The following is a 16509-nucleotide window of genomic DNA, read 5'->3' as shown; positions in this document are numbered from 1 at the left end:
TACATTTTTTCTTTAGAAAAAATGGTTATTGGAATGATATAATAAATAAATATATTGCTTTTCTTGGATGTTAAAATATTTTAGGAGAGATGTCATTGAAATATTTCACAAGAGATTGGTATAAAGAAATGCAAATTTGTATATTAACTTATAATAAAGAGAGTTTCTTTTGCTGAAGTTTACAAGTTCGATAACAAAAAAACAGTCATTTAAGACTGTTTTTTATTTTGATACTAGATTCTCAAGCTTCCAATATGTATCTGTTAACGGAGCAGCTTTACTATCTATGTACAAATACATATTATTTAAATCTTTTGGTGAATTTTTCATATTAAATACAATGTCAGTAGTTAAAGAGAACTCAGATGGAACCTTTTCAGCGTTCTCATTTTGTATAAATTCACCTTCGTATTTTTCACCAGTTTTTTCATCTTTTATGAAATATTTTATTTCTGTAAGATCTATTGTTTTTCCGTCAGCACGAGCATTATTAATTGTAACACGAGCTGTAAGACGCCACTCTTTGTCTATTTTTTCAAATTTTGCATTTTCAACTGTTGCTCTATAGTATCCGTTTTTAAATATTTCCCCATAATGCATTGCATTCTTTTCGAGAGCGCTCTTTTCTTGTTTTGGTGTAGCACTGCTATTACATCCTGCCATTATTCCTGTAAATATTAATGCTGTACAAGTTACTTTAATTAAAGATTTCATAGTAATTCCTTTCTGTATTAAAAAGTAAAACATAGGGATAATTTTACAACAATAAGGAGATAAATAGAAGTATTTTAGTAGGATATGCAAATATACATTTATTCGGTGTTGAAGTTAATGAAATAGAAAGAGAGAGAAAACCTGCATAAAGCTGAAAAAATAAGAATTGAAAATATTGTAAAACGGAAGGGACATGCATATAATTAACATAAATATTAAATTTCTGAATTTTCAATAACGGTGGTGAGAACATGTTTACTGAAGAGCGTCGAGAGAACATTTTAGAATTGCTTAAGAAAGATGGAAGAGTAGTCGCAAAAGATCTTGCTGAAATATTTGATATGTCTATTGATTCTATAAGAAGAGATCTATCTATTATGGAGAAAGAGGGTTTATTAAAAAGGACGCACGGAGGTGCAATTGAACTTGCAAGAGTGAGGAACTTAGCTGCAGAGCCATCTAAACGTTATAGTAATGGCCCTATATATGAGGACGCAATCGCTAAAGTTGCTGCATCTTATATACAAGAAGGAGATTCCGTTTTTATTGGTGGGGCTTCAATTCATTGTGCTATGTTAAAATTTTTACCCGAAACATCATTCACAGTTATTACGAATTCTATAGAGATAGCTAGTTCGTTACGAGAATATAAGAACATAGAAGTGTATTTAATTGGTGGTAAGGTAAAACCTTCAGGAAATATTACTGATACACTTGCCTCGGAATTGATTAGTAGTTTTACTATTGATATTTATTTTTCCACAGGTGGTGGAGTTTCATTACATGGTATAAGTACTGCAACACCTGAAGTTGCATATTTTAGTAAAAGGGTAAGTGAAATTACTAGAAAAAATATTTGTTTAGCTCCTCATAATAAACTCGGAATAGACTGCTTTATAAAAGGAGAGTCACTTAAAGAAATTGACCTTATAATAACAGATGAAGAGGCTAGTAAAGAAACTATTCAAGAATTTGAGAAACAAGGTAAACAAATTGTAATAGCGCCAATAGACTGCATTTAAAAGGAGTTTGAAATGATTATAAAAGGACAAGAGTTTCATATAAATGGATTAACTTATACAATTCGCTCTGCAGCTGAGACAGATGCAGAGCAGTTATCGAAAATACGAGTTCAGATCGATGGAGAAACTGAAAATATGGATAGAGAAGTTGGAGAGGGATTTATAGATACGAAGGGATTCCAGGAAATAATAAAAACGGATAGTGAAAAAACAAAAAATCTCTTTTTAGTTGCGGAAGTTCATAACCGTGTCGTTGGATTTTCGAGATGTGAAGGATCTGATTTAACGAGATTATCTCATAAAGTAGAATTCGGAGTTTGTATTTTAAAAGAGTTTTGGGGATATGGAATGGGTAAGTGCCTATTACAACAATCTATTAATTGGGCTGATGAAAATGCAGTGAAAAAGATAGCATTACAAGTGCTAGAGACAAATAAGAAAGCCATTCAGCTTTATAAAAATTTAGGTTTTGGGGTAGAAGGTATTCTAAAAAATGATAAAAAACTGTCGGATGGTAAGTATTATAATACGGTAGTAATGGGAAGGTTTACTGATACTTTTCATAAAAGAGGTGAAGAAGTATGTTTTACAGAAGGAAGTACTATGTAGTAAAAAATGAATTCATAGAAATATTTAATGATCATTTCAATGATACTAATTTACCTAATCAATTAAAATATGGTTCTCGTTTAATAGGACGCTGGATGAAAGATAATAATGATGGTACGACTGAAGTATTTGCAATATGGGAATATGCTAGTTATGAAGAATATGTAGAAATTGAAACGGAAATTAGAAATGATAAAATGCATGTTAAAAGAATACATGATTGGTATGATAAACATGGCGGGAAAGAATATGTTTTACGAGAGTACATAATAGAGATGAAAAATGAAAAGTTACTATGTACTGTAAAATGATAGAGGAGTGAAGCCAAATGGGGATGAGAACGAAATTATATATTAGTTTAGCATCCACTATTTTATTCGCAATAGCAGTGGCAATATTCTTTTTAAATAACAATCCGATAAAGTGGTTTTGGTTATGTATTTTAGTAGGCTCCATTATACAAAATATAGTGTTGATAAAAAAACATAAAGAAATTCATTAAGATATTCAAATTGTGTTGAAAATGCTATTTCTCCTGTTCGATTGAGTTTTCACATCCGTATATGCTAGGTATGTTAACTTCAATTGCCCATGCGATTGAACGTGAATGTAGCATTCAAATACATCAAAACGAACTACATGTAATTCACCGCTTTTTAGATGTAATTGATAGTGATCGACAAGTTGTTATTTGTGATCAATTTTCAAAATATAAATGGACGGGAAATATGCGAAACGCAAATGTCATTTTATTACAGACGGTGATGGGAAATCAAAAACAAATTGAGTTACAAAATGGAAATAAAGAAAAACATACGCTGAATTTTCACGGAAAACTACAGTGTTATAGCATGATTGAAGCGCTAGAAAAGACAAACGGAAATGTTTCATTAGCTGCAAAATTATTTACTGTGCCACGCAGTACATTTTATAAACGAATGCAAAAATTTAGGCTATAAAAGTAGATTTTTGTAATCTGCTTTTTCTTTGTGGGCTCACGTTCTGTCGGAATGTGCGCTTACCGGGGAAATAATAGAATAGTTAGAAAGAAGATTTCCTGAAGGGGGTTAACATGTGAAGTATATTGAAATTGGAATCGGGAATAGGTGGTTCGTTCGAACAGAAACTGAAAATAAAGACGGAACTGAATTTGAGGAACGCGGCATTATAAAACCTATTTATTTTGAGTCTTTATATGTACGAATTTGGTTGTGGAAAACGTGTTTTATTTTTGATACGAGAGAGGGCTTTAAGAAAGTAAGAAAAAGTAGAGCTGAGTATAAGTTTATTGTTGGAATGGTGAGTAGGTTAAAACAATAGAATCAAACAGGGGGTGTTCTTATGATTAGAATTACCACATTCATACTCGCAATTATTGTAATGGTCTATTGCATCTATAGTTGGAATGATGATTCGAAACAAAGTATGCTTATTCTACAATTGCTTCTAGGATTTATGTTAGCTGGTATGGGGGTACAAAATTTTAAGAAAGATGAAAAAGAGAATAAAAATCTGGGGATTATTCTCTTACTTGCATCGCTATTTTGTATTTTTGTATCGTTAATAAAATATTTTAAATAAACCGTTACTCAATATACTTAGTAACGGTTTATTTGAGGTTATAATGTGCTATTTATATAACCCCGTCGTATACATTTCCGTCAATGTATACACTATTTCTTCTACATCAATTTTTTTATCATTTTGAACGATTGTCCAAAGGAACATTTCATTCATAGAGAACCAGCCGCATGCGACAATCTCTTTATTTAACTTAGTTCGTACTAATTCATTTTCCAGGGAATGAGTAATGTCTTGTATAATCCGTGTTACAAAGCGTTCGCGAATCTCATCCCATTTTTGACGTATTTCTTTTGAGGTTCTTATTGCTTCTTCAACAACTTGTAATATAGCTCTTTCTTCTTGTGCTAACTGTAAAAAAGCGCGCACTTGATTCTGAATCATATCTCGTGCTTCGGCCTTTGTTTGAGGGGAAAAAGAGCGATCAGCAATATCATAAAAGCGATTCATCACACCTTCCATCAAAACGACGAGGAGAGCATCTTTGTTTTTAAAGTATACATATGCTGTTCCATAACCAGTTTCTGCATGTTTAATAATTTGCGTGATTGTAGTTTTCTGAAATCCGTTTTTTATAAAAATAGTATAACCGGAATGTAATAGTTTCTTTTTCGTTTCTAAGGAGCGGTGTTTTCTTGTTGAAAGAGTAGTGTTTTTCAAGGAATCACCTCTTTATACTGAAATATCTGAAAATATAATTGTATTGTAAAAGAAGTTCGTATATAAAGTCAACTGACATAATATCATTGACGTTATATCAATTTAAGTGATATATTTCAATTAGTTAGAATAAAAAGAAAATTAAAAGAAGGTGACACCATGTATAAAGAACCATTTCAACCAACTTATGAGTATGCGCTTGAATGTGATAAACATGATGAACTGAAAGATTTTCAAACTGAATTTTATAAAAAAGAAGGAACAATATATTTAGATGGTAACTCTTTAGGTTTGCTTTCAAAAAGAGCAGAGAAATCGTTACTTACTTTGCTAGATTCATGGAAAGAGTTTGGAATTGATGGATGGACTGAAGGTGAGCATCCGTGGTTTTTCCTTTCGGAGAAATTAGGTGAATTGACAGCACCTCTTATTGGAGCTTTGCCGGAAGAAACAATTGTAACCGGTTCCACGACTGCGAATATACATCAAGTTATTGCGACGTTTTATGAGCCGAAAGGAATACGTACAAAAATTCTTGCGGATGAATTAACATTTCCGTCAGATATTTATGCGCTTCAAAGTCAAATTCGTTTAAAAGGCTTAGATCCAGATGAGCATTTAGTACGAGTGAAAAGTCGAGATGGAAGAACACTTTCTGAAGATGATATTATTCAGGCAATGACAGATGATATCGCTTTAATTTTATTGCCTTCTGTACTATATAGAAGCGGACAAATTCTCGATATGAAGCGATTAACAGCTGAAGCTCATAAACGTGGTATTCATATCGGTTTTGACTTATGTCATTCAATCGGTTCTATTCCGCATCATTTTAACGAAGGGGATGTAGATTTCGCTGTATGGTGTAATTATAAATATTTAAATGCAGGTCCTGGTGGTGTTGCAGGTTTATATGTGAATAAAAAACATTTAGATAGACTTCCAGGATTATCTGGTTGGTTTAGCTCTAGAAAGGATAAGCAGTTTGATATGGAACATTCATTAACTGCGGCTGATCATGCTGGAGCCTATCAAATAGGGACACCTCACGTATTAAGTATTGCACCATTAATCGGTTCTCTTGAAATTTTTAAAGATGCCCGTATTGAAAGATTACGTGAAAAGTCATTACATATAACAAGATATATGCTTGATTTAATTCAATTGGAGTTAAATGATATGGGATTTACAATCGGAAATCCGCTAGAGGATGAAAAACGAGGCGGACATATTTATTTAGAACATGCTGAGGCGGCACGTATATGTAAAGCGTTAAAAGCAAATGGAGTGATTCCAGACTTTAGAGCTCCAAATGGAGTTAGACTTGCGCCAGTTGCTTTATACAATACGTATGAGGAAGTATGGAACTCTGTACAAATCTTAAAGAAAATTATGAAAAATGAAGAATATAAAAACTTTGAAAATAAGCGAGAGGTTGTGGCATAAGCATGAAAACATCGGAGTGGATTGATATTTCACAACCGCTAAATAATGATATCGCGACGTGGCCAGGGGATACACCGTTCTCGTATGAAGTTTCATGGTCAAAAGAAGACAGTGGTTCAGTAAATGTCGGAAAGTTAACGATGAGTATCCATACAGGTACTCATATTGATGCACCATTTCATTTCGATAATGACGGTAAGAAGGTGTTAGATTTAGATATACACGTATATGTAGGCGCAGCACGAGTTATCGATGTGTCAGGGCTGGAGAGTATCGGTAAAAAGGAATTAGAACGTTTTAAATTAGAAGGTGTAGAGCGATTATTATTACGTACATCTTCACATGGTAAAGCGCAAGAATTTCCAGAAAAAATCCCGTATTTACGTGCTGATATTGCAGATTTTCTATCAAGTAAGGGCATTCGTTTAATTGGGGTAGATGTACCCTCTGTTGATCCTTTAGATGATAAAGAACTAGCAGCACATCATCAATTATTTAAACACGGAATTCACATTTTAGAAAATGTCGTACTCGATCACGTAGCAGACGGCGATTACGAACTTATTGCCTTACCACTTGCATTAACAGATGCAGATGGGAGCCCAGTTCGCGCTGTTATTAGACCAATATAAATAGAAATATATAAAAGGGGCGTTTGATTAATATGAAAGAAAACGAAAAGGTAATTATGGAAAAAGGGATTCACACTGATTTTAAGGAAAATATGACGTACGGAGAGTATTTACAGCTAGATAGCTTATTATCTAGTCAACAAAGATTATCAGATCATCATGATGAAATGTTATTTATCGTTATTCACCAAGCGAGTGAGCTTTGGATGAAACTAATTTTACATGAACTGAATGCAGCAATTGAATCTATTAAACAAGATAAATTACCACCAGCTTTTAAAATGTTAGCACGTGTATCAAAAATTCAGTCGCAAATTATTCAATCTTGGGATATTCTTGCGACATTAACGCCATCAGAATATATTGAGTTCCGTGATTCACTTGGTCAGGCTTCCGGTTTTCAATCGTATCAATATCGAATGATTGAGTATGCACTTGGTTATAAAACACCACATGCATTAAAGATTTATGAAAAGGACCCAGAATTACATGCTCGTCTTCATAAAGCACTTCATGCACCAAGTTTGTATGATGTGGCGATACAAGCGCTTGTTAAAGAAGGATTCCCAATTCATGAAGATGTGTTAAACCGTGATATTACGCAGCCTTACGAAGAGGATGCAACTGTAGAAGCGGCTTGGATAGAAGTATATGCGGACGTGCAGAAATATTGGGATTTATATCAGCTTGCAGAGAAATTAATCGATATTGAAGACTGGCTACAACAATGGCGTTTCCGTCATATGAAAACGGTAGAACGAATTATTGGTCATAAAATGGGAACAGGTGGCTCTTCTGGCGTATCTTATTTAAAGCGAGTGCTTGATCAATGCTTCTTCCCAGAGCTTTGGAATGTTCGAACGAAATTATAAAATAAACTTGTCAGCTATTAAATGCTGGCAAGTTTATTTTTTTGTTTTAAAAACAAATATGATTTAATAGAGAGAACGAGATGAACAACAAATATTACATAATCATTTAGATGGAGGAAGATTTCTTGAACTTTGAGCAATTACAAAATAAATTTGAAAAGAAAAAAGTTAATACATTTCTTGTTTATCAAAAAGGGGAATTAACGACTGAGTACTATAAAACGATAGACTGTGCAAATGACTTATTTAAAATTAATTCGATTACAAAAAGTATCGTATCTATATTAATTGGTATCGCAATTGATAAAGGATTTATAAATAATATACATACACAAATCACAACGTGGATTCCAAATGTACCGGAGAATAAGAGGGAATTAACGCTGTATCATTTATTAACGATGACAACAGGAGAAGATTGGCAAGAGTTCGGAAATGGTGTTGTTTTCCCAAATGATTTTGTGGAATCAGACAATTGGGTGCAATATATTTTAGAAAAGCCGCTCATTGAAGAAATGGGTACGAAAATGAATTATAATTCAGGCTCTTCTCATTTACTTAGTTACATTATTCAAGAAGCAACTGGAATGTCGACGGAGCAATTCGCGAAAAAATATTTATTTGAGCCGTTAAACATTACGGAGTATGAGTGGCAACAAGACCCGCAAGGTATATATGTTGGCGGATTTGGTATGAAAATGAAATCTATAGATTTATTAAAGTTAGGAAAAGCATGTTTGAACAATGGATATTGGAAGGGAAATGATATTGTATCATCGAAATGGTTAGAAGAATCAACTACAGCTCTATTCGAAACGTATGAACATGTCGGAGCATATGGATATCACTGGTGGGTATTACATAACGAAAGATTTCACATACCGTATTGTATGTATTTTGCTATGGGATACGGAGGGCAATACATTATTATCATTCCGCAGTTAGAGCTCGTAGCGGTTATTAGTAGTCACATGCCGAAACGTGGCCTCGTACCATTAAAGTTATTTATAGAGCATATAATAGAGAATTCCAATCATAAATAAGAAGAGGAAGGGGGTGTTGTATGAGAAGTGCAAAAATGATAGCGATTTATAGACTGTTATTAAGTCTTCTAGCGTTTAGTGCACTTATTACTCAATTTGTTACAAGAGCACAAGTGAAACCGTTCAATCCAGTTAATTTTTTTAGTTTCTTCACAATTGAAAGTAATATTTTAGGGGCGGTAATTCTACTATTAAGTAGCGTGGGGACAGCCACATTCGGACGTTCTGAGCAGTTTGGAGTTCTTCGCGGCGCAGCTACAGTATATATACTGACAACAGGACTTATTTATTTTTTGTTATTAAGGGGATTAGAAGAGTCACTTCAAACAGCAATACCGTGGGTAAATACTGTGCTTCATTACATCATGCCATTAGCGATGATTTTAGACTGGGTTATAAATCCACCTACAAAGACCATTACATGGAAACAGGCTGCGAGTTGGCTTGTTTTCCCGCTTTTATATGTTGTCTATAGCTTAATACGCGGTCCATTCGTGAATTGGTACCCATATCCGTTTCTCGATCCGAGAATAGGTGGATATGGTAGAGTACTTTTATATAGTATAGGGATATCCGTTGTTATTGGAGCTATTTGCGGATTAGTAAAAATGTTAGGGAATCGATCTTTGCATTTAAAAAATAATCCTCCTTATTAAGGAAGAAGTACATAAAGAAACTTCCGTCTGTATGTAAAGACGGAAGTTTCTTTGTTTTACCGATTTGTCTTCTGAAAGGACATCTTTAAAAATTTCTCTGTTTTCGTATCAAACTCTACATCCACAAAAACACCATACTCTTTTCCACCCTCACGTAGCCATAATTTAAACTTTTCAACTGTTATTTGAACAGTTTTTGGTTTTCTACCTATATGAAGGTAATCGATAATCTCAGCTTTCGGATATTGTTCTTTCGTTTTTTCAACGGCTAGTTTACCCCATTTTGCATAGGGCGGCTGTGCGTGAACGATAGACGGATCAGTATATATATTTGAACATGCTGTTAGTAAAAAAATCGCGAATGCTATACGTGTGAAGAAATGCTTCATAATAAGCTCCTTTTACTCTTTTTTATATTGTGTGCATATATCTTCAAGCATATAAGCTTGGCTTTTTTTGTCTTCTTTACATAAAAGCTTCACATTTACAAAACATAACCATGAATTCATTACTGTAATTAAGGAGGGAAATATATGCTTCAAAAAGGTTTTTTGAAGATAGCGGTTTTACTTACCTTTATTGGCTTATCTTTAATGGTAAGTAGTATACAAACCAAAAATGTAGAAGCCTTTTCTAATCAAGTAATTCAAAGGGGAGCATCTGGAGAAGATGTCATTGAATTACAATCTCGTTTGAAACATAACGGATTTTACACAGGAAAAGTAGATGGTGTTTTCGGATGGGGTACATATTGGGCGCTTCGAAACTTTCAGCAAAAATTTGGATTGCCGGTTGATGGTTTAGCGGGTGCTAAAACGAAGCAAATGCTTGTAAAAGCGACAAAGTATGATAAGTCGACCGCTAATAAAGGTACTACAACTAATAAAGGGAATAGCGGTGGTACTGCACAAGAAAATAAACCACCACAAAGTAAAGGGACAAATGTTCCAAACGGTTATTCTCAAAATGACATTCAGTTAATGGCAAACGCTGTATACGGAGAGTCACGTGGCGAACCATATTTAGGACAAGTTGCAGTGGCTTCGGTTATTTTAAATCGTGTTACAAGTGCATCGTTTCCAAATACCGTTTCAGGTGTAATCTTTGAACCGAGAGCCTTTACAGCAGTAGCAGACGGACAAATATATTTAACGCCAAATGAAACAGCGAAAAAAGCTGTATTAGATGCGATCAATGGATGGGATCCAACCGGGAATGCATTATATTATTTCAATCCAGATACCGCGACAAGTAAATGGATTTGGACTCGTCCACAAATTAAAAAAATCGGTAAACATATTTTCTGTAAATAGAGCGGAGGTGGAACTATGTTAAGAGGTATTATCATTGTGTTATTAACAATCGGTGTAGTTGGAACAGGATATTGGGGCTATAAAGAACACCAAGAGAAAAATGCGGTTTTAATTCGAGCGGAAAATAGTTATCAACGAGCATTCCATGATTTAGCATACGAGGTTGATTTATTACACGATAAAATTGGCACAACGCTTGCCATGAATTCACGCACATCTTTATCACCTGCATTAGCAGATGTTTGGCGTTTAACATCTGAAGCTCGTTCTGATGTAGGTCAACTACCATTAACATTAATGCCGTTTAATAAAACTGAAGAATTTTTAGCAAATATCGGTGATTTTAGTTATCGTGCAGCAATTCGTGATTTAGAAAAAGAACCATTAAATGAGCAAGAATATAAAACATTACAAACGTTATATTCAAATGCAGGAAATATACAAGATGAACTAAGAAAAGTGCAACACCTTGTGTTGAAAAACAACTTACGCTGGATGGACGTTGAAATGGCACTTGCATCAAACCGAGATCCAGCAGATAACACAATTATTGATGGATTAAAAACAGTTGAAAAGAATGTAACGTCGTACTCGTCTACTAATTTCGGACCTACTTTTACAAGTGCACAAAAGAACAAAAAAGGTGGGTTTGAAGCAGAAGGAAAAGCAATTTCAGAAGATGAGGCAGGAAAAATTGCAAAATCATTTTTGAATTTAAAAGGAAATGAAAAAGTAGATGTTGAGAAAAGTGGAAAAGGTGCAAAAGAATCTTTCTACAGTGTGAAAATTAAAGACCCAGCAACAAATAATGAATTTTATATGGATATTACGGGAAAAGGTGGATATCCAATTTGGGTAATGAATAACCGAGAGATTAAAGAGCAAAAAATTAGTTTAAATGATGCAGGAAGTAAAGGATTAACATTTTTAAAGGATCATAAGTTTACAAATATGGAGCTATTTGATAGTTCTCAATATGATAATATCGGTGTGTTTACGTACGTTGTAAATGAAAATGGAGTGCGTATTTATCCAGAAGCAATTCAAATGAAAATTGCTTTAGATGATGGATCGATTGTTGGTTTTTCTGCAAAGGAATATTTAGCATCGCATCAAAAACGAACAATTCCGAGTGCGAAGCTAACTGCTGCTGAGGCGAGAAAGAAAATTAATCCCGATGTAAAAGTTATGGAAGAACGTAAAGCTGTAGTAGTAAATGACTTGCATAATGAAGTACTTTGCTATGAGTTTGTTGGTACTTTAGGGAAAGATACGTACCAAATTTTCATTAACGCAAATAGCGGGGCAGAAGAAAAAGTGAAGAAGATGCAAGCTGTTGAAAAAATTTATGATTAAACATCAATGATAAAGTGGTGAAAATAATGAAAATCATTATATATATGTTAATGCTTTGTTTCGTTATTACTGGATGTAGCATTGGAAAAAAAGACAATCCTAATGAAAAGCCAGAACAAAAAAATGTCTCGATGAAAAATGTTACGTATACAAATAAATCAAATAAGCCAAATGAAAAAGCAGCTGATCATCTGGCATCTTTAGCTGCAAGTATACCTGGTGTAAACGATGCGACAGCAGTAGTAGTTGGGAAATATGCTGTTGTAGGTATTGATGTAAAAGCGAAACTTGATCGAACTCGCGTTGAGTCAATTAAGTATTCTGTTGCAGAAAGTTTGAAGAATGACCCAAATGGTGCGAATGCAGTCGTTGTAGCAGATGTTGATACGTATGAAAGACTAAAACAAATAGGTAAGCAAATTAAGAATGGCAAAACTGGTGAAGGCATACTTGATGAATTAGCAGCAATTGTTGGCCGTGTAATGCCGCAAGTTCCAAATGATATGATTGAAAATAGAGAAACAAACCCGATTAAAGATAATGATAAACAATTACCAAAAGATGAAGAACAAGAACTTCGAAAAGAACAAGATGATCAGTCCAATAATCATTTGAAAAAATAGGGAAAATCCCGTACTAAATTGTACGGGATTTTCCCTTAAAATTAAATATTCAGTTTATTTTTAAGGGAAAATATGGTTTAATAATGAGGGGAGGGACAACCGTTATGATGAAAAAAAGCACACTCATATTGTGTAGTTTATGCATAGGTTTTAGTATGACAGCGTGTGACCAGAAGAAAGAAGTGAAGAAGAAAACTGCTACATCTTCTACTATAACGGAAAATAAAAATCAAAAATCCATTAATGTAAATCATTTCTCAAATATTAATGAAGGAATGACATATTTAGAAGTGAAAGATTTAATCGGTTTTGAAGGGGATTTACTCATAGAAGAAGGGGAAGAACATTCTACACGAATTAAACAAATTTTTGCTTGGAAAGGAAATGATCCAAAATCATTTGCTGAAATTACATTTTTGGATGGAAAAGTGCATTCTAAAACACAGCAAGGTTTAAGTTAATAACTTGAAGGAATGGGAGAGTTAAGCATGAACATACATACAGGGGAAATACAATTAGTTCCGTATAAGGAGCAGTATAAAGAGATAATACAATCATTTACTTTACCAAGTGAACAAGTTCAATTTACGGCGAATCCAGGTGAATTACTGGAGAAAGCGAAAAATGATCGAACGAAAAATGTAGTTGTTATTTTAGACTATAACGGAGTACCTGTCGGTGTATTTATATTACAAACAGGTGATAGAGTACAGGAGTTTACAGAAAATAAGGATGCCATACTTTTAACTTCTTTTTCCATTAATCACAATAAACAAAATAAGGGATATGCTAAAAAATCATTGGCGTTATTACAAGACTTTGTAAAATATTATTATCCAGTAAAAAATGAAGTGATTCTTGCTGTAAATGAAAAAAACATTCCGGCACAAAAGTTATATGAGAAAGTTGGATTTCAAGATAAAGGGTTTAGAAGAATGGGACCAATTGGACAACAATTCATATTACATTTACCTATAACGAGATAATGAGATAACAAAGCTTACTCTTGAAAAAAATCATGTAGTAAGTTTTTTAATTTGAGATATTTTCCGTACATGATATGTTAGATGTATTAAAGTAAGTATTCGAGAAGCATGAAGGTGCAAAACAATTCGATTGTTAAGCATTTAAATACGTGAGGGGTAATCATATGACAATTTATATTGCACTACTACGGGGAATTAATGTAGGTGGACATAAAGTAATCAAAATGGCAGATTTGAAAATAATGTTTGAATCAATAGGGTTAAAAAGAGTGAAAACATATATTCAAAGTGGAAATGTAGTGTTTGAGTCAGAAGAAGAGATAAGTTTTTTAAAGGAACGAATTGAATGTGAAATTAAGAACGTTTTTGATTTCAATGTTCCAGTCATGTTACGAGCAAATGATGAATTTATTAATATTATTAAAAAGTGTCCTTACGAGACCCATTCGTTATTAGAAGGAGAAAGTTTACATGTGGCCTTTTTAGCTAATCCACTTTCTGAAGAAGACAGTAAGCGGTTACTTATGTACAAAAGTGACATAGAAGATTGCCATATCGAAGGAAGAGTAGTGTATTTATTTTTCAAAAAAAGCATTCGTAATTCTAAACTAATGAACCAGTTTCAAAAATTACATACGCCAGCTACAGTAAGGAACTGGCGGACTGTGAATAAGCTGAAAGCAATAGCAGAAGGTATTTAAACATAAAAAAGTGGTTTTCTGCATTTAGAAAACCACTTTTTTTATTTATATTGTTTGGCGACAATGAGTTCAACAATAGGGAAAATAAGAAAGGAAGAACAGAGTGCAATAAAGAGTGGAAGGTTTTTTACACCATCCAAATTGGAACCCATAGAAAATCCTTCCGAGCAGAGTAATATAAGGAACATAACACCTACAAGCACAAAATACGCGATTTTAAAGCTTTTATATGTAATTTGTTGTCCCATCTCATCTTGACTTTCTTTCGATACTCCGTTTGGATCTCCCCATGTAATATGATTAATTAAATTACTAAGTATTAAAGAAGCAGCGAAAATAGTCCCACCCAAAATTGAACCTTCAGTTATGTATTTGTATGTGCCATGTACAAGTATAGCGATTAAAGATAAAGTTATGATTACAAAAATAATTTTTTTAGTATTCAATATATAATTGCACCTCCACTTTTGTAAAAAACTCTTTACATCCATAGTATAAAATTGGAAAAGTTTTATGTCAAACATTTTTTACATATGAAGTGAATGTTTATGATATTTTGTTTAAAGGATGAAGAAAAAATTACATTACATTTGAATGTAAAAGAATGGGCTCGCATATATTTGGAAGGGATGTCAGATTAATTTAGGGGGTAGTTATGTCTATTCTTTTAAAAGCTGGTGCAGATGCAGGAAATAATGGTTTGAAGTTAATGGTGAAAGGGCAGGAACCTATTTTTATTCCGAGTATTTATTCCTTATATATAGGTGAGTCTACGGGGTTGTTAGATGAGGGTGAAGTTTCATCGTCAGAATTAGAGAATCACATTGATGTGACCATTAGTTCTCCATCGCTAATGTTAAATAATGTACGATACATCGTTGGAGAAAAAGTGATTCAAGATCAATTAAAAGGTACTGAAGTGGAGAAAAAATCAAATAAATCTACTGATGAGTTAATGGTCATTACAATCCTTTCAGGTTTAGCGATAAGTGCTATGCGTCAAAGCCCTACTTCAAGTCATATTAATATTCGTTATGATTTATCTGTTGCTCTTCCAATGCAACTTATTACACAGGAAATTGCTGCTGAAAATGCGAAACGGTATATGGGTAATCACAAGGTCATATTCCATTATCCAAATGGACGCGATGTTACGATTAATGTTTCTATTGAGTTTTGTAAATGTCTACCTGAAGGCGCTTCTGGGACGTGGGGGATTGTATATGATGAGGAAGGAAATGTTGTGAAACATAAAATAGAATGTGAACAAAATCAAGTTTCAGAAATTGATTTTGTAGATAAAACTTTATTGTCTTTTGATATTGGCGCGGGGACAACGGAAGAAGTTGTTTCATTAGGGGTAAATTTCCGTCCGCAATTAAGTAAAGGATTATCGTACGGTGTAAAAGAAACGTTACTACAAATTATTACGAGGTGGAATCGGAAATATCCTACGAAAACAATTGATAGCATTACAGAATTTAACCAAATTTATTTAAATGAAAAGCACCCAAGAAATGCATTGTTAGTTGAGGAATCGCAGCCAGCATTTTTAGGTTTAGCAGCACGTGTCGCAACGGATATTATTAACAAAATTGATGATATGAAAGACGATCCATATGTATTTATTTATGGTGGGGGCGCAGTTATTATTAAAAATAGCTTAAAAATGATTTTGAAACAAAAAGGACGCTTGAAAAATGTGATCTTTGTAGATAACCCGTTATTCACCAATGCTCGTGGGTTATTAGTATATACATGCTCGCCAAAATATAGAGAGCATAAGCAAAAAGAGTTAGGGTTTACAAACTTAACGATAAGTTAGTTGGTGGAAGTATGCGATCTAGGCGATATAAACGTGGTGATCGAGTGAAAATTAACATTAATAAATCAGTATCGCCTGAAATGATTGCTTGGCTTAATAAACAATCTAATCCAACTAATTTCTTTTTCTTTGCGGCCCAGCAATTATTTAAACAAGTAGGAGATATTGATGTATCGAAAGCCTTGCCAAGTAGTCATGTTTTTTCTTTATATGTAGAACCGCCATCTCTACTAAAAGTTGAAGTGAATCCATTTAAAAACGTACCACTAGAAAATAGTAAATCCACCGAAAATGTAAAAAAAAAATCGTGGGAATCTGTTGATCAATTAGATTGCCCATTCTTTTGAACATAGAAAATCATAGGTAGAGCCCATCACTATACATAAGAATGCGGTGATGGGTTTTTGTTATTGTATCGTAATCTTTATAAAGTGAAACTATAATCAGTGGGGGTTTTGTTCATCCCCCAC

The 16509-nt window shown here is 33.6% G+C and carries 23 protein-coding genes and 1 pseudogene; 20 read left to right on the top strand and 4 right to left on the bottom strand.

The genetic code is table 11. The features are described from left to right. Positions 1 to 222 precede the first annotated feature (222 nt). On the bottom strand, positions 223 to 714 hold the full coding sequence (locus tag V7038_RS22215; protein WP_070146567.1) for a hypothetical protein: 492 nt from the start codon (positions 712 to 714) through the stop codon (positions 223 to 225). Positions 715 to 965: 251 nt separating this feature from the next. Between V7038_RS22215 and V7038_RS22210 the strand changes: the two genes are divergently transcribed. The 7 genes and pseudogenes from V7038_RS22210 (at position 966) to V7038_RS22180 (ending at position 3926) form a co-directional block, all read left to right on the top strand. After that, positions 966 to 1736 carry a DeoR/GlpR family DNA-binding transcription regulator gene (locus V7038_RS22210; RefSeq protein ID WP_070146566.1) on the top strand — a complete coding sequence of 257 codons (771 nt, stop codon included), beginning with the start codon at positions 966 to 968 and terminating at the stop codon, positions 1734 to 1736. A gap of 12 nt (positions 1737 to 1748) precedes the next feature. Continuing rightward, complete coding sequence (locus V7038_RS22205) at positions 1749 to 2345, top strand: GNAT family N-acetyltransferase (protein WP_070146564.1); 597 nt, start codon at positions 1749 to 1751, stop codon at positions 2343 to 2345. Beyond that, a complete protein-coding gene (locus tag V7038_RS22200; protein ID WP_002110258.1) occupies positions 2318 to 2656 on the top strand; it encodes an NIPSNAP family protein in 339 nt (112 codons plus the stop codon). The genes V7038_RS22205 and V7038_RS22200 overlap by 28 nt, the downstream gene beginning before the upstream one ends. Before the next feature lie 17 nt (positions 2657 to 2673). Then, the gene (locus V7038_RS22195) at positions 2674 to 2847 is read left to right on the top strand and encodes a hypothetical protein (RefSeq protein ID WP_002110256.1); all 174 of its coding nucleotides are present in this window, start codon (positions 2674 to 2676) and stop codon (positions 2845 to 2847) included. Between the two features lie 244 nt (positions 2848 to 3091). After that, positions 3092 to 3304: pseudogene (locus tag V7038_RS22190) on the top strand (helix-turn-helix domain-containing protein); the annotation flags it as partial. A 115-nt stretch (positions 3305 to 3419) separates the two neighbouring features. Next, positions 3420 to 3665, top strand: coding sequence for a DUF3977 family protein (locus V7038_RS22185; RefSeq protein ID WP_002110254.1), 246 nt, complete (start codon positions 3420 to 3422; stop codon positions 3663 to 3665). A 21-nt stretch (positions 3666 to 3686) separates the two neighbouring features. Further along, the gene (locus V7038_RS22180; RefSeq protein ID WP_070146562.1) at positions 3687 to 3926 is read left to right on the top strand and encodes a YczI family protein; all 240 of its coding nucleotides are present in this window, start codon (positions 3687 to 3689) and stop codon (positions 3924 to 3926) included. A 48-nt stretch (positions 3927 to 3974) separates the two neighbouring features. Here V7038_RS22180 and V7038_RS22175 read toward each other — a convergent pair whose 3' ends face one another. Further along, a complete protein-coding gene (locus V7038_RS22175; RefSeq protein WP_002110252.1) occupies positions 3975 to 4586 on the bottom strand; it encodes a TetR/AcrR family transcriptional regulator in 612 nt (203 codons plus the stop codon). Positions 4587 to 4745: 159 nt separating this feature from the next. On the opposite strand from V7038_RS22175, the gene kynU reads away from it, so the two are divergent. The 5 genes from kynU (at position 4746) to V7038_RS22150 (ending at position 9235) form a co-directional block, all read left to right on the top strand. Next, positions 4746 to 6032 (top strand): kynureninase, encoded by a 1287-nt coding sequence (kynU, locus tag V7038_RS22170; RefSeq protein WP_070146561.1) that lies wholly within the window; start codon positions 4746 to 4748, stop codon positions 6030 to 6032. Positions 6033 to 6034: 2 nt separating this feature from the next. Then, on the top strand, positions 6035 to 6664 hold the full coding sequence (kynB, locus tag V7038_RS22165) for an arylformamidase (protein ID WP_002110250.1): 630 nt from the start codon (positions 6035 to 6037) through the stop codon (positions 6662 to 6664). Between the two features lie 32 nt (positions 6665 to 6696). Further along, the gene (gene kynA, locus V7038_RS22160) at positions 6697 to 7536 is read left to right on the top strand and encodes a tryptophan 2,3-dioxygenase (RefSeq protein ID WP_002110249.1); all 840 of its coding nucleotides are present in this window, start codon (positions 6697 to 6699) and stop codon (positions 7534 to 7536) included. A 125-nt stretch (positions 7537 to 7661) separates the two neighbouring features. Continuing rightward, complete coding sequence (locus tag V7038_RS22155) at positions 7662 to 8579, top strand: serine hydrolase domain-containing protein (protein WP_335695642.1); 918 nt, start codon at positions 7662 to 7664, stop codon at positions 8577 to 8579. Positions 8580 to 8599: 20 nt separating this feature from the next. Beyond that, positions 8600 to 9235, top strand: a complete 636-nt coding sequence (locus V7038_RS22150) for a Pr6Pr family membrane protein (protein ID WP_070146557.1) — start codon at positions 8600 to 8602, stop codon at positions 9233 to 9235. 56 nt (positions 9236 to 9291) lie between these two features. Here V7038_RS22150 and V7038_RS22145 read toward each other — a convergent pair whose 3' ends face one another. Further along, positions 9292 to 9624: a DUF3889 domain-containing protein gene (locus V7038_RS22145; protein WP_071151310.1), complete on the bottom strand. Its 333-nt coding sequence runs from the start codon at positions 9622 to 9624 to the stop codon at positions 9292 to 9294. A 144-nt stretch (positions 9625 to 9768) separates the two neighbouring features. Between V7038_RS22145 and sleB the strand changes: the two genes are divergently transcribed. The 6 genes from sleB to V7038_RS22115 all read left to right on the top strand — a co-directional run bounded on the left by sleB (position 9769) and on the right by V7038_RS22115 (position 14214). Beyond that, the gene (gene sleB, locus V7038_RS22140; RefSeq protein ID WP_070128421.1) at positions 9769 to 10548 is read left to right on the top strand and encodes a spore cortex-lytic enzyme; all 780 of its coding nucleotides are present in this window, start codon (positions 9769 to 9771) and stop codon (positions 10546 to 10548) included. A gap of 15 nt (positions 10549 to 10563) precedes the next feature. After that, positions 10564 to 11904 (top strand): germination protein YpeB, encoded by a 1341-nt coding sequence (ypeB, locus tag V7038_RS22135; protein ID WP_002110244.1) that lies wholly within the window; start codon positions 10564 to 10566, stop codon positions 11902 to 11904. A gap of 26 nt (positions 11905 to 11930) precedes the next feature. Next, the gene (locus V7038_RS22130; protein WP_002110243.1) at positions 11931 to 12527 is read left to right on the top strand and encodes a YhcN/YlaJ family sporulation lipoprotein; all 597 of its coding nucleotides are present in this window, start codon (positions 11931 to 11933) and stop codon (positions 12525 to 12527) included. A gap of 104 nt (positions 12528 to 12631) precedes the next feature. Further along, positions 12632 to 12988 carry a hypothetical protein gene (locus V7038_RS22125; RefSeq protein WP_002110242.1) on the top strand — a complete coding sequence of 119 codons (357 nt, stop codon included), beginning with the start codon at positions 12632 to 12634 and terminating at the stop codon, positions 12986 to 12988. A 27-nt stretch (positions 12989 to 13015) separates the two neighbouring features. Then, the gene (locus V7038_RS22120) at positions 13016 to 13513 is read left to right on the top strand and encodes a GNAT family N-acetyltransferase (RefSeq protein ID WP_002013093.1); all 498 of its coding nucleotides are present in this window, start codon (positions 13016 to 13018) and stop codon (positions 13511 to 13513) included. Between the two features lie 164 nt (positions 13514 to 13677). Further along, the gene (locus tag V7038_RS22115) at positions 13678 to 14214 is read left to right on the top strand and encodes a DUF1697 domain-containing protein (protein WP_335695641.1); all 537 of its coding nucleotides are present in this window, start codon (positions 13678 to 13680) and stop codon (positions 14212 to 14214) included. A 41-nt stretch (positions 14215 to 14255) separates the two neighbouring features. Here V7038_RS22115 and V7038_RS22110 read toward each other — a convergent pair whose 3' ends face one another. Further along, on the bottom strand, positions 14256 to 14660 hold the full coding sequence (locus tag V7038_RS22110; RefSeq protein WP_002127690.1) for a hypothetical protein: 405 nt from the start codon (positions 14658 to 14660) through the stop codon (positions 14256 to 14258). A 209-nt stretch (positions 14661 to 14869) separates the two neighbouring features. Between V7038_RS22110 and V7038_RS22105 the strand changes: the two genes are divergently transcribed. Then, positions 14870 to 16039, top strand: coding sequence for a ParM/StbA family protein (locus tag V7038_RS22105; protein ID WP_002013097.1), 1170 nt, complete (start codon positions 14870 to 14872; stop codon positions 16037 to 16039). Between the two features lie 11 nt (positions 16040 to 16050). Then, positions 16051 to 16386 (top strand): hypothetical protein, encoded by a 336-nt coding sequence (locus tag V7038_RS22100; protein WP_335695640.1) that lies wholly within the window; start codon positions 16051 to 16053, stop codon positions 16384 to 16386. The last annotated feature ends 123 nt before the right edge of the window (positions 16387 to 16509 follow it).

This window comes from Bacillus sp. JJ783 (assembly GCF_036963225.1).
In the GTDB taxonomy this organism is placed as follows: Bacteria; Bacillota; Bacilli; order Bacillales; family Bacillaceae_G; genus Bacillus_A; species Bacillus_A cereus_U.
Note: the sequence above shows the minus strand (reverse complement) of the source record. Positions and strands in the feature narration are given on the sequence as shown.

Excerpts from the sequence above, each read along its gene's own strand:
- V7038_RS22180 (WP_070146562.1), top strand. The coding sequence starts at position 3,687 with ATGATTAGAATTACCACATTCATACTCGCAATTATTGTAATGGTCTAT.
- kynB (WP_002110250.1), top strand. The coding sequence starts at position 6,035 with ATGAAAACATCGGAGTGGATTGATATTTCACAACCGCTAAATAATGAT.
- V7038_RS22100 (WP_335695640.1), top strand. The coding sequence starts at position 16,051 with ATGCGATCTAGGCGATATAAACGTGGTGATCGAGTGAAAATTAACATT.
- V7038_RS22145 (WP_071151310.1), bottom strand. The coding sequence starts at position 9,624 with ATGAAGCATTTCTTCACACGTATAGCATTCGCGATTTTTTTACTAACA.
- V7038_RS22120 (WP_002013093.1), top strand. The coding sequence starts at position 13,016 with ATGAACATACATACAGGGGAAATACAATTAGTTCCGTATAAGGAGCAG.
- V7038_RS22105 (WP_002013097.1), top strand. The coding sequence starts at position 14,870 with ATGTCTATTCTTTTAAAAGCTGGTGCAGATGCAGGAAATAATGGTTTG.
- kynU (WP_070146561.1), top strand. The coding sequence starts at position 4,746 with ATGTATAAAGAACCATTTCAACCAACTTATGAGTATGCGCTTGAATGT.
- V7038_RS22125 (WP_002110242.1), top strand. The coding sequence starts at position 12,632 with ATGATGAAAAAAAGCACACTCATATTGTGTAGTTTATGCATAGGTTTT.
- ypeB (WP_002110244.1), top strand. The coding sequence starts at position 10,564 with ATGTTAAGAGGTATTATCATTGTGTTATTAACAATCGGTGTAGTTGGA.
- V7038_RS22205 (WP_070146564.1), top strand. The coding sequence starts at position 1,749 with ATGATTATAAAAGGACAAGAGTTTCATATAAATGGATTAACTTATACA.
- V7038_RS22210 (WP_070146566.1), top strand. The coding sequence starts at position 966 with ATGTTTACTGAAGAGCGTCGAGAGAACATTTTAGAATTGCTTAAGAAA.
- V7038_RS22215 (WP_070146567.1), bottom strand. The coding sequence starts at position 714 with ATGAAATCTTTAATTAAAGTAACTTGTACAGCATTAATATTTACAGGA.
- V7038_RS22150 (WP_070146557.1), top strand. The coding sequence starts at position 8,600 with ATGAGAAGTGCAAAAATGATAGCGATTTATAGACTGTTATTAAGTCTT.
- V7038_RS22130 (WP_002110243.1), top strand. The coding sequence starts at position 11,931 with ATGAAAATCATTATATATATGTTAATGCTTTGTTTCGTTATTACTGGA.
- V7038_RS22200 (WP_002110258.1), top strand. The coding sequence starts at position 2,318 with ATGTTTTACAGAAGGAAGTACTATGTAGTAAAAAATGAATTCATAGAA.
- sleB (WP_070128421.1), top strand. The coding sequence starts at position 9,769 with ATGCTTCAAAAAGGTTTTTTGAAGATAGCGGTTTTACTTACCTTTATT.
- V7038_RS22195 (WP_002110256.1), top strand. The coding sequence starts at position 2,674 with ATGGGGATGAGAACGAAATTATATATTAGTTTAGCATCCACTATTTTA.
- V7038_RS22115 (WP_335695641.1), top strand. The coding sequence starts at position 13,678 with ATGACAATTTATATTGCACTACTACGGGGAATTAATGTAGGTGGACAT.
- kynA (WP_002110249.1), top strand. The coding sequence starts at position 6,697 with ATGAAAGAAAACGAAAAGGTAATTATGGAAAAAGGGATTCACACTGAT.